The sequence below is a fragment of the Shewanella livingstonensis genome, assembly GCF_003855395.1.
GTDB classification, from domain to species: Bacteria; Pseudomonadota; Gammaproteobacteria; order Enterobacterales; family Shewanellaceae; genus Shewanella; species Shewanella livingstonensis.
This window is the reverse complement of record NZ_CP034015.1, coordinates 3,125,365-3,137,670: the sequence shown is the minus strand read 5'-3', so window position 1 is coordinate 3,137,670 and position 12,306 is coordinate 3,125,365. Positions and strand designations below refer to the sequence as shown.

The following is a 12,306-nucleotide window of genomic DNA, read 5'->3' as shown; positions in this document are numbered from 1 at the left end:
GTGCGAAGGTTATTAAGTCAATGAGCTAGGCCATTAAGCAAAAAACCGGATCAATTGATCCGGCTTTTGTCATAAGCCAATTCAGTTATTAACCGGTATAAGGTACTGGTTGGCTAGTGTTAACACGCTCAGTTAAATCGATTGGTTTCACATTAGTGGGTTGAGCCATTTTTCGAATTTGCATCACAATACCCAATTGCGGATGATCAAAATAATGGATTTCACCACTGCGCACACGTCGATTTTGGATCAGTGGAATACTTTCTAGGTAAGGTGCCAGTTGCTTTTTACCTTCAATTTCTAATGCGGCGTATTCGTTAAATGCTAATGGACTCGATTCAAGCATTTTTTGAGTCGGTTTACGTAAAGCTAAATTATTTTCAATATACAGGTAATGACTAAGATAAATGTTAATCGAGCCGTCTAATTCCCATACTGGGTTAATTTTTGGCGCTTCATACACATTACCTAACGCACTATATTCAGAACCCGGCATCGCTTCTGTTGAGTTTGGTTTTTTGACACTTAAGCCATGATATTCAAAACTTTTTGAAAAATCTTTACCACCAAAAATGCGTACAGGCTGGGCATTTCGACGAGACTGCATATTTTGTTGCCAGGTTAAATGTACTAGGCTTTTAACATATGGTTCGCGACTAATTGTTCGCATCAAGTCATTAAATTTACCCTGGCTTTGGGCCAACAATAATGGCCCTTGACCCAAATAAGCCGATTGTGGCTTGCTAGCGCCGATATTAAACGGCACTTGACTAGGGTGTGTCGCAGTACTATTACTGACCTTGGGATCATTACAGTTACTGGCGCCATTGGTCCAGTCGGTTGAAGTACAACCATTTAAGCCCACGGCAACCCCGGTTATGTCGGTGCTGATCACTGGAGTAATGATATCTACAGTGTCTTTACTGAGTTTTGGCGGAGTGGCATTTAGCCATTTTTCAACGGATGGTTGTTGGCGTTCAAATACAAACACTTCAACTTCAAACCATGATTCTGCATGGGCTGAAAAGCTGTGGGATAGCGCTGTGATAGCGGCGATAGTCATCGCAATTTTACGTAGCACTATTTGTCTCCAAAATTTGATGTTTAGCGAACTGTTCAAGTAAGGTGTTGATTAACTCAAGACGCTCTTTACTTGTCTCAGCAGGAATGTTGAACTTTAACTTATTTGGCCCGTCCATTCGATAGATTTGTGGCTGGTTTTGCAACAAACCAATAATAAACATTGGATCGACGTGATTTTCCTGGCCAAATTCGACGCTACCACCTTTTGTGTGCATTTCAATTTTAGTAATACCCAGCGCAGTTGCTTGATGTTTATACAGAGTAATTGCCATTAAATTGCGAGTTGGCTGAGGTAACATACCAAAACGGTCAATAAATTCGACTTTAAGTTCATCTAACATCGTGTCGGTTTCGCAATTAGCGATACGTTTATATAACGACAAACGCATATTGACGTCACTGACGTAATCTTCTGGTAATAACGCTGGAATACGTAAATCAATTTCTGCTTTGGCACTCATCATATAGGCTAAAGAGGGCTCTTTACCTTCTTTAAGAGCTTTTACGGCAGATTCCAGCATTTCCATGTATAAACTAAAACCAATTTTTGAGATATGGCCACTTTGTTCATCGCCAAGTAATTCTCCTGCGCCACGAATTTCAAGATCTTGCGTGGCAAGTAAAAAACCGGCGCCAAGATCTTCCAATGCTTCAATAGCTTCAAGGCGTTTGCGTGCATCAGAGGTCATGCGTTTAGGGTGCGGTGCCATCATATAAGCATAGGCTTGATGATGTGAGCGACCAACGCGGCCACGAAGCTGGTGCAGTTGCGCTAAGCCAAACATATCTGCTCGGTCAATAATAATGGTATTGGCACTGGGAACGTCAATACCGGTTTCAATAATAGTAGTGCACACCAGCACGTTAAAACGTTGATGATAAAAGTCGGACATAACTTTTTCAAGGTCACGTTCGCGCATTTGGCCATGAGCCGTGGTAACACGGGCTTCAGGCAGTAAGTCGCGAATGTTTTGCGCTGTTTTTTCGATGGTTTCGACATTGTTGTGTAAATAATATACTTGGCCACCACGTAAAATTTCACGCAATATGGCTTCTCGTGCCGTGGCTTTATCATACTCACGCACAAAGGTTTTTACTGCTAAACGTTTAGCGGGTGGGGTGGCGATAATTGATAAGTCTCGCATACCCGACATGGCCATGTTTAATGTCCGCGGAATGGGTGTAGCTGTGAGGGTTAAAATGTCGACATTAGCCCGTAACGCTTTAATTTTTTCTTTTTGACGCACCCCAAAACGGTGTTCTTCGTCGATGACTAATAAACCGAGATTGTCGAAGTTGGCTTCTGATGACAACAACTTATGAGTGCCAATAACAATATCGACTTTACCTTCGGATAGTTGCTCAACCACGCTGCTTTGCTCTTTGGCGGTTCTAAAGCGTGACATTACTTCAATGACAATGGGCCAATCGGCGAAACGGTCTTTAAAGTTTTCGTAGTGTTGCTGGGCAAGCAAGGTGGTTGGTACTAATACGACTACTTGCTTACCGGCATTAACGGCAACAAATGCCGCCCGCATGGCGACTTCTGTTTTACCAAAGCCGACATCGCCACACACTAAGCGATCCATAGCACGTGGTGCTTGCATATCGTCAAGTACCGCAAGAATAGCGCTTTCTTGATCGACAGTCTCTTCAAATGGGAAACCTTGGCTGAATTGGGCATATTCCTGTTCATCAATATCCATAGCTTCGCCAGGACGAGCTTGACGACGTGCGTATACATCGAGCAGTTCAGCTGCTACGTCTCGAATACGTTCTATGGCTTTTTTCTTAGCTTTAGCCCAGGTTTCGTTACCCAATTTATTGAGATGAGTACTACCGTCGCCACTAGCATTGTAGCGGCTAATAAGATGCAGTGATGACACTGGCACATACAGTTTGTCGCCACCTGAATATTCGAGTTTTAAATACTCAGCGACCAAGCCGCCGGTATCGAGGGTTTCTAATCCTTGGTATAACGCGACGCCGTGTTCAAAATGAACAATGGGTTGGCCAACCTTAAGTTCGGCTAAATTTTTGACTAATACATCTGAGCTAACTTGTTTTTGTTTTTCGCGGCGTCGGTGTTGCGAAATACGCTGACCAAATAGTTCGGTTTCACAAATGATGCTCACGGCACCTTTTGCTGTGTCCGTTAATACACAACCTCGAGCCAGAGGTGAGACAATTAAGCCTATGCTGTCTTTGGCTGCTAGATAGTCGTTAAGATGAGTAAACTGTTTCGGTTTTATGTCAATTTTAGCAAATAAATCTAACAGCGCTTCTCGGCGGCCTTCAGACTCAGCACTAAACAGTAACGTTGAATGCTGTTGGCCATATTCTTGTAATGCAATGAGTGGTTGCTTGAGTTTATGGTTGGCATTGATGTCGGGGAGTTTCTCAACGTTGGCGACTAGAGTATTTGCGGGTAAGGCGACTTCAGTTAGCTGCTCTCCAGCATTATTAGTGTCAGTGGCACTGTATTGCTGCAATAACTGAGTTCGATTAAAGGATTTAAATGCCGCGAATAATTCATCATTAAGCAAGTAAAGTTCTTGTGGCGCCAGCAGTGGCCGTAGGGGATCGACACGTCGGTCTTCGTAACGGACGTTAACTTCATGCAAATGGGCCAAGCTGGCTTTTTCAATATTGCCTATAGTGATCAGCTGGCTATTTTTAGGTAAATAATCAAATAAAGTGGCTGTATTATCGAAAAATAGTGGTAAGTAGTTTTCAATGCCCGCAGGCATTAAATTACGACTAACTAGTTGATAAACCGATTCAGCCTCTTTTGAAATCACTTCAAAGCGACGACGATAACGCTGCCTAAAGCCTTCAATGGCATTACTGTCGGTGGGGAATTCTTTCGCGGGCAGCATACGAATGGCATCTCGCGCCATACCTGAACGCTGAGTATCAACATCGAAGAAGCGAATTGACTCAACTTCATCATCAAATAATTCAATACGTAGTGGTTGTTTAGACCCAGTAGGGAAAATATCAATGATAGAGCCTCGAATAGCAAACTCACCGTGTTCGTATACTTGATCGACTAAATGATAACCTGTGTCAGTAAGGTGTTGTCTGGCTTGCTGTAAACTGTAGGTATCGCCTTTATTGAGCACCATGACATTGGCAGTCATAAATGATTTAGGTGGCAAGCGCACCATTAAGGTGTTTACCGGTACGATAACAACATTATGCTGACTTTGACCAATATTCGCCAAGGTTTCAAGTCGCTGTGAAATCAGGTCTTGATGTGGCGAAAAGCTGTCGTAAGGTAAGGTTTCACGATCGGGGAACAAACACACATTCACATTGATGTGATTTAATAAATAACTCAGCTCGACCTCAAGAGACAGCGCGCTGGGCGTGTCATGAGTCACTATAATACTGGTACCAGCATGGTTATTAATTAAATTGGCAAGGGTGATGGCTTGCGAAACCCCACCTAAGGTTGCCAAAGTTTGCGTTTGTTGGCCTTTTTTTACACTCGGCGGCGTGAGTACACTAAATAGGTTCATTAAAATCTTTGTCTGTTCCGTTGACGATCAAGTCGTATTGAATGAGGCGAGGCTTCAGCTACGCTGCTTATCGATAGTCTGTTTACGTTTTTTGAGCATTTTTTGTTGTACATTCAAGCTTGCTTTGACTAATTGTTCAATATCATCATCAAGTATTTGACTAAATTCAAGTTCACAACGCCAAAATGGTGTCTCTAAGGCATCATCTGTTGCCAAAGGCGTGCAGGTTCTTATTTGGCAAATACACAATAATGCCACTAACTCTGTGTGTAAATAAATGTGGGTTTTAACATGCTCATTTATAATCAATGGGCGTGATGAAATAATACTAACCCCACTACCACCAAATTGATCACCAGCAAATAACTCACCATCCTGAACTTCTTTTTCAAGCACATGTTGTAATACTAAATCAACTTTACGTGACTGTAGTTTTAAAAAATCGACCACCGCTTTAGCATCATTGTCTAAATTACGCAGCTGCAGTAAGCAATTAGCTTCAAGACTTTTAACTTCTGTGAGCAGTTTTAACCCCACTGATTGCATGTCGCGAAGCTCGTCATCTGAGGGCAAAGTCTGCTTTGGATCCCACGAAGTTAAATACACATTAAAGTGGTGAGGCACACTAAAATAAGAATTGCTGTCAGGTATCAAGGTTTGCCTCTTTATTTATCACACTAATAGCCCTATTATCGTGCCCAACTTAATGATTTAGCAAGTCATACACGCTGGCTTGTTGTTTTCATGTTGTCATTTAGCCCGATTGTTAGACTTATACGCCCGGATCGGCGCACAGGATTAGTATTTTTTTATGAATTTAGGATTTTCATTTTTTATCGGCTACCGTTACTGGCGAGCCCGAAAAGCGAATGCTTTTGCCTCATTTATTACCTTTTTTGCCGTATCGGGTATTTTTTTAGGTGTTGCGGCATTAATCGTTGTCAGTTCGGTGATGAATGGTTTAGAAGGCCAGTTAAAAAATCGGATTTTAGGTGCGGTGCCGCAAATGACCTTAAGCAGTGATATGGGATTTAGGGATTGGCAGCAAAGTACCCAAAGTCTATTAGCGGATAAGTATTTATTGCAAAATATTCGCGGCATTGTACCAAGTGCAACAACCCAAGCGATGATCCAATCAAGCAGTAATATTCAAGCTATACAAATGTATGGGGTATATCCTGAACTTGAACAGTCTTTGTCTAGTATTGCATCTCATACATATTCTAATGCATTTTCTACCTTACAAGCTGGTAAGTACTCGATTGTGCTTGGCGCTGATCTTGCCCGCAAATTAGAGGTAAAAGCCGGTGATAAGGTAAGGGTGCTTAGTGGTGATGGGGTGGTTTACTCGCCGATGGGCCCAGTGCCGAGTCAGCGTAAGTTTACCGTTGCCGGTTTATTTGAAATGGGCTCGCAAGTCGATTCTAGCGTTGCTTATGTACATTATAAAGATGCGCGTAAGTTAATGCGTCAAGACAGCAACAGTATTAATGAACTAAGAGTGTATTTAAAAGATCCTTTCTCTGCACCAGCACTCGCGCCCAAAGTAGTTGCTGGCTTTGCTAAACAAAATATTGAAATCCAAACCAGCGACTGGCGCCAAGACTTTGGTCACTTATTCTCGGCCGTTAAGATGGAAAAAAACATGATGTCGTTGATGTTAAGTTTAATCGTTGCTGTTGCCGCGTTTAATATGGTGTCGGCATTGGTCATGATGGTGGTCGATAAAACCACTGATGTGGCTGTACTCAAAACACAAGGTGTCACGACCTCGTCTGTGATGGGCATATTTATTGTGCAGGGATTACTAAATGCTTTGCTAGGTTTAATTCTAGGGACGGTTGTTGGTATTGCTGTTGCCTTGAATTTAAATGAAATTCTATCTGGTCTTGGTGTTTCTATTTTAGGTGTTGGGCAAACATTACCAGTGCAATTGTCGATAAATCAAATGAGTTATATTATTGTTGGCTCGCTACTAATAACCTTACTTGCCACTCTTTACCCTGCGCTATCGGCTGCAAGGGTTCAACCCGCTACTGCTTTGAGATACGAATAATGAGTCAAATACAAACCGCGTTATTACAAGTTAATCATGTCAGCAAGCAATATCATGATGGTGAAGTGACTACCCATGTGTTGTCTGGAGTCGATTTAACGGTTTATAAAGGCGAACAATTAGCCATAGTGGGGAGCTCTGGTTCAGGTAAAAGTACCTTGCTACACATTATGGGCACCTTAGATTCGCCAACGTCGGGTACGGTATTACTTGATGGCGAAGACTTATATAAATTGTCTGCGGCGCGCCAAGCACAAGTACGTAATAACGATTTAGGCTTTATTTATCAGTTCCATCATTTATTACCCGAATTTACTGCGATTGAAAATGTCGCTATGCCTGCATTTATCCAAGGTAGAGATAAAAAACAAGCTTTGGTCGATGCTAAAAACTTACTAGATCGTGTTGGTTTGGGGCATCGATTACAGCATATCCCAGCGCAATTGTCTGGTGGTGAACGTCAACGTGTTGCGATAGCACGGGCATTAATAAACAAGCCCAAGTTAGTGTTAGCTGATGAGCCAACGGGTAACTTAGATGCCAGTAGTGCAGATAATGTTTACGCGATGATCCGCGAGCTGGCTCAGCAATTTGATACCGCGTTTGTTGTCGTGACTCATGATCATAAATTAGCCGCTAAAATGGACCGCCAATTGACCATGAAAGATGGTGTGTTACAAGTAGTTGTTCATCATGCAGGGCAAGCAGAATGAGTCAGTGGTTACCATTAACAATTGGTTGGCGTTTTTTTCGTGCCAGGCAATCGAATCGTTTTATCGGTTTTATTTCATTTGCTTCAACTGCGGGCATTGCGTTAGGCGTCGGTGTACTGATTGTGTTGTTGTCGGCCATGAATGGCTTTGAAAAAGAATTGCAACAACGTTTATTGGGCGTGGCATCTCATGGTGAACTTGTCGGTGTGAATGAACCCATCGCCAACTGGCAGGTCATTGCTAAAAGCGCACAAAACTTACCACAAATTACCGGTGTAGCACCGTTTATTCGCTTGCAAGGGTTAGTGCAAAAGCCGAGTGGTTTTCAAGGGCTGGTGGTCACGGGTATTGATATTAACCATGAAGCTGATGTGTCGAGCATTAACCAATACATGTCTACAGAGGCGTGGCAGTCGTTACAGGGCGAGCAAAATAATATTGTTTTAGGCCGTAGTTTATTGACTAAATTAGAGCTTAATGTCGGCGACACGTTAGCTATGTTCACCCCAGATGCCAATAACAGTCAATTAACCTCGGCTAAAAGTCATCGGTTTGTGGTCTCTGGTGTATATGATGTCGGCGGGGAAATTGAATCAATCCAAGCGTATACATCGATGGAGTATTTAGCTGATATGTTAACGCTAGAGACTGCGGTAAGCGGAGTACGCATTCAAGTCGCTAATGTACTTAATGCAGCGAGTATTACTCGTGATTTGGGGTTCGCCCAAGAACAATATTTATACATTAATGATTGGACTCGCTCACAAGGGCATGTCTATCAAGATATTCAGTTGGTGCGTTTAGTGATGTACTTGGTATTAGCGCTGGTGATTGCTGTGGCGTGCTTTAACATTGTGTCGACGTTAGTGATGGCGGTACGTGATAAAGCCTCTGAAATTGCTATTTTAATGACAATGGGCATCAGTCGTGGCGCTATAATGACCATATTTATGTTACAGGGTGCATTAAATGGGCTTATGGGGTGCACTATTGGCGGCATGCTTGGCGTCGCTTTTGCCTATAACTTGAGCGCGATAGCAAATGGCTTTGAGCAATTGTTGGGTATTCAACTATTGGCGTCAGATATTTATTTTATCGACTTTTTACCGTCGCAGCTTCATGGTCAAGATGTGATAGTGGTTATTGTTATGGGATTGGTCATGAGCTTACTTGCGACTATTTACCCCGCATGGAAAGCCACTAAAATAGCCCCAGCGACAGCATTAGCGGGCCGATAGTTAGGTGCAGATGAACACTTGGTTGTAGCGCTTCATTCGGTTTTAGGGCTTAATTTTGCTGTAACATCGTTGCTTATTGAATTACCGAGTCATTGAGTGGTAGCGTAGATAACCTGAGTTGAGCCATGGTGGCGTATGAGTATTAATACGCCATGTTTGCTCGTTAGTGAGTTCATTTGCTGCCAGTGTATGGCTTAAAGGATGTGTGTTATGTCTTGTCATCAATGCACTGATTCGGTTTTTAAACAGAAAGTTGGCCGTTGTAAACGCTGCATGTGGCAGTTAACGGCTCTTAGCTTATTCACCTGGCCACTGTGGTGGTATTACTACGCCGATACGCCCAAGACGGTCGAGTCCATCGCGCTACTTTTCTTTGCTATTAGCTTTACCGGCTTACTTATTCTGCACTTGATGGTGTGGGCTTATCGAGTGGTTACAAAGCAACAATAACCAACATCCCTTCTGCGTATTATTAATAAATTATCGTCATAGGTATATGTTGAGCCACCCAATAGTTTATATTCACCGATAGCCAAGCCAATAGCACAAATATAAATTAATATCCTTTGCTTATCAATAAATAAGGCCGCAGAAGCGGCCCTAATGGTATTAAGTTGATCAATCTATTGGGGGCTTACTGGCCTTTACGCTTTTGCCATTTAAATAAAATTGAATAGCGCCACATACTTTTAATCACAATGAAGCCGATTAAGGCTGATGCAATGCCTAAGGCTAAACAACCCATTAAAAAAGGTGGACCTATGGTGGATATTGAAGCTTCAATCCATGCCCATGTAGCTTCAAACTGAAATGCTTGTGCTTTGTGGCCCAGAATTTTAGCGCCCAATAAGTACGCACCATAAAACATTATTGGCATAGTCAGTGGATTAGTTATCCATACTAGAGCTACAGCAACCGGCAAGTTGACGTTAAATAAAATGGCAAATCCAGCAGCAACCACCATTTGAAAAGGCATAGGGATCCAGGCTACAAATAGCCCCACAGCAAAGGCTCCAGGGGCAGACTTACGGTTTAATGCCCATAAATTTGGTTTGTGTAATAGCTTGCCAAACATCCGCAAATACTTGTGTTCACGGAGAGTTTCTGGTTTTGGCATAAATCTTTGTATTAATTTTTTTGGCATATTTGTCGATTAATGTCTTAACTAATTCATTATGAATCGATTTATCTATGGCTTTTGCGCCTGTTCTTTATCAGCGATGTTATGGCCTTCGCTGGCACCTGTATGGTGTTTGCCTATTTTATTCTTGGCTATGCTTATTTGCTTTCGCAAAGGGCCGCTTATGGCTGGTTGTTTATTAGCAGTCATTTGGCTGAGCCTGTTTTTTCATTGTCTATATATGCATCAATATGCTGAAAAGTCGCAACAAATTGAGTTTAAGGCGCAGATAGTATCACTAGTTAGCCAAAACAGCGACTGGATTAGTTTCGATGTGCGCGTTATGACTGAACTTGATCAAGATACTTTTTTTGAGGCTTTGGCGCTTAATAATGTGCAGCGATATTACCGATTAACATGGCAAAAGCCAGAGAAAATTGTTGTTGGGCAAATATGGCAATTTAGTGCCAAGTTAAAAGGGATCTCAAGCATTCAAAACCAAGGCGGGTTTAATCAGCAAAAGCACTTCATTAGTCAGCACATTATTGCTAAAGGTCGTGTTAAACAAGCCGAACTGCTCAGTTACAGAGTGTCTGCGCGTCAACAAGTTATTGATGCATTATCACCCATATTGGCACAGTTTGCTCAGGGCGATATTTTACAAGCGTTGATAGTGGGTGATAAAAGCGCGTTAACCACAACACGATGGCAGCAGCTGCGTCAGACTGGGGCGGGGCATTTAGTGGCGATTTCTGGATTACATCTGTCGGTCGTTTTTGGGTTGTTTTATGGCATATTAATTGGATTGAGCCGTTATGTATTTTGTTGGCAACACTTGGGTAAAATCCAACTGGCAATGATAGTTGCGGCTTTATTCACTTTTGGTTATGGCTATTTATCGGGTTTTGCTATTGCCACGCAACGGGCATTGTTGATGTTATTTTTGTTGCTCATATTCAGTTTTATGAAACAATTTAGCCATCATTGGGATCGGTTAATATACGCATTGTTTTTTGTGCTACTAATAGACCCTTTTGCGTCGCTCGGTGCAGGGTTATGGTTATCGTTTGGTGCGTTAGTGATTATTTTGTTGTCGGTAAAAGCCAATACAATTGATCAGCAGTCTATGTTGAATGCTGATCCTGTTGCTTATGGTATCGATGCTCCAGCACCTAGTTTAACGGTGCGATGTATCCACAACGTTAAACAGGTCAAGCATAAGGTACTGCAAGGACTTAGTGTTTTGTGGTCTATTCAATGGCGTTTAGCGCTGTTACTGGGTTTGTTACAAGGCATATTATTTGGTGGCATTTCACCTCATAGTATTTGGCTTAACATGCTGCTTGTTCCTTGGTTTAGCCTAGTGGTTATTCCGTTAACCATGTTGAGTTTTTGCTTATGGCTAGTGGCATTGTGCATCATGGGGTTATTAGGTATTGATGCTGACTCGCAACAATATTTTGGTTTGATGATGTTTCATTGGGCTAATCTGAGTCTTGAACCATTTGCATGGTTGTTACAGCTGAGCGATCATTTGCCATTAAAACAGCTGATATTAACGGAAGCGGAACTGGCAGGATTATTGTTTTTTATGTTGGCGCTGATGTTGTTGATGTTTCGCGGTTATGTGCCTTACAAACGTAAGATGGTTTATCGCATTTTGGTCGGGGTGCTTATGCTACCAATCGTGATGAATAAGTTAATGACGGATCACACATGGTTATTTTCGCCATCGTCTTCAGTAGGCTCAGCGCCATGGCAACTTCATGTCATTGATGTGGCTCAAGGTATGGCGCTGGTGTTGCAACAAGGTCAGCACGGTATTATTTATGATACTGGCGCAGCTTATGGTGAATTTAGTTATGCGCAGCGTGCAATACTGCCTTTTTTAGCAAGCAAAGGGATTAGTAATATTGATTATGTTGTGGTGAGCCATGATGATAATGATCATGCTGGTGGGTTGGATGTGATATTAGCGCAATTTCCGCAGGCAACGTTGATTGCTGATTTCTTAACATCAACATCAACTTTATCGGGGTCGGCTCGTGTCGTAAAAGCTTGCGAGGGACAGTTTGATTGGCGTGGTGTTCATGTAAACTTTATTCATCATCCGTTAACGGCCAGCACTAATGATAACAACCGCTCATGTGTAGTTAAGTTATCTGATGGTCAGTCAACGGTATTATTAACCGGAGACATTGAAGCCCCTCGAGAACAGGCATTACTCGCAGCCAAAGTGGATATTAAAGCTGATATATTATTAGTCCCGCATCATGGTAGTCGCACCTCATCTACCTCAGCATTTATCGATAGTGTTAATCCCCAGCTAGCGATTTTTACTGCTGGTTTTTCTAACCAATATGGCTTCCCTAAAGCAGATGTTGTGGCAAGGTATCTACAGCGAGGCAGCAAAATATTACAGACGGGACATGAGGGCCAAATTAGCATCAGTTTTACTCATGAAGGCTATAAAGTCGTCACTTATCGTCATCAAATTGCTCCATTTTGGTATAACCGTTTGTTTAGATTTGGTGAGTCACTTAAAGCAGAGTAGAATGTTAGATAAGTTTGC

General features: G+C 42.3%; 9 protein-coding genes. 5 read left to right on the top strand and 4 right to left on the bottom strand.

Annotated features, from left to right (window positions below; genetic code table 11):
- Positions 1–88: 88 nt before the first annotated feature.
- From EGC82_RS13530 to EGC82_RS13520, 3 genes are read right to left on the bottom strand one after another with little or no spacing between them, the layout of a single operon-like run.
- A complete protein-coding gene (locus EGC82_RS13530) occupies positions 89–1,081 on the bottom strand; it encodes a peptidoglycan binding protein CsiV (RefSeq protein ID WP_124731231.1) in 993 nt (330 codons plus the stop codon).
- On the bottom strand, positions 1,071–4,607 hold the full coding sequence (gene mfd, locus EGC82_RS13525; RefSeq protein WP_124731230.1) for a transcription-repair coupling factor: 3,537 nt from the start codon (positions 4,605–4,607) through the stop codon (positions 1,071–1,073). Before mfd ends, EGC82_RS13530 begins: the two co-directional genes overlap by 11 nt.
- Positions 4,608–4,661: 54 nt before the next feature.
- Positions 4,662–5,261 carry a hypothetical protein gene (locus tag EGC82_RS13520; protein WP_124731229.1) on the bottom strand — a complete coding sequence of 200 codons (600 nt, stop codon included), beginning with the start codon at positions 5,259–5,261 and terminating at the stop codon, positions 4,662–4,664.
- Between the two features lie 157 nt (positions 5,262–5,418).
- Between EGC82_RS13520 and EGC82_RS13515 the strand changes: the two genes are divergently transcribed.
- The 4 genes from EGC82_RS13515 to EGC82_RS13500 all read left to right on the top strand — a co-directional run bounded on the left by EGC82_RS13515 (position 5,419) and on the right by EGC82_RS13500 (position 9,064).
- Positions 5,419–6,663 (top strand): lipoprotein-releasing ABC transporter permease subunit, encoded by a 1,245-nt coding sequence (locus EGC82_RS13515; protein WP_124731228.1) that lies wholly within the window; start codon positions 5,419–5,421, stop codon positions 6,661–6,663.
- 8 nt (positions 6,664–6,671) lie between these two features.
- On the top strand, positions 6,672–7,376 hold the full coding sequence (gene lolD, locus EGC82_RS13510; RefSeq protein ID WP_164839221.1) for a lipoprotein-releasing ABC transporter ATP-binding protein LolD: 705 nt from the start codon (positions 6,672–6,674) through the stop codon (positions 7,374–7,376).
- A complete protein-coding gene (gene lolE, locus EGC82_RS13505) occupies positions 7,373–8,614 on the top strand; it encodes a lipoprotein-releasing ABC transporter permease subunit LolE (RefSeq protein WP_124731226.1) in 1,242 nt (413 codons plus the stop codon). Before lolD ends, lolE begins: the two co-directional genes overlap by 4 nt.
- 210 nt (positions 8,615–8,824) lie before the next feature.
- On the top strand, positions 8,825–9,064 hold the full coding sequence (locus tag EGC82_RS13500; RefSeq protein WP_124731225.1) for a DUF3624 domain-containing protein: 240 nt from the start codon (positions 8,825–8,827) through the stop codon (positions 9,062–9,064).
- A gap of 184 nt (positions 9,065–9,248) precedes the next feature.
- Here EGC82_RS13500 and EGC82_RS13495 read toward each other — a convergent pair whose 3' ends face one another.
- Positions 9,249–9,758 (bottom strand): DUF2062 domain-containing protein, encoded by a 510-nt coding sequence (locus tag EGC82_RS13495; protein ID WP_124731224.1) that lies wholly within the window; start codon positions 9,756–9,758, stop codon positions 9,249–9,251.
- Positions 9,759–9,918: 160 nt separating this feature from the next.
- On the opposite strand from EGC82_RS13495, the gene EGC82_RS13490 reads away from it, so the two are divergent.
- Positions 9,919–12,288, top strand: a complete 2,370-nt coding sequence (locus EGC82_RS13490; RefSeq protein ID WP_164839136.1) for a DNA internalization-related competence protein ComEC/Rec2 — start codon at positions 9,919–9,921, stop codon at positions 12,286–12,288.
- The last annotated feature ends 18 nt before the right edge of the window (positions 12,289–12,306 follow it).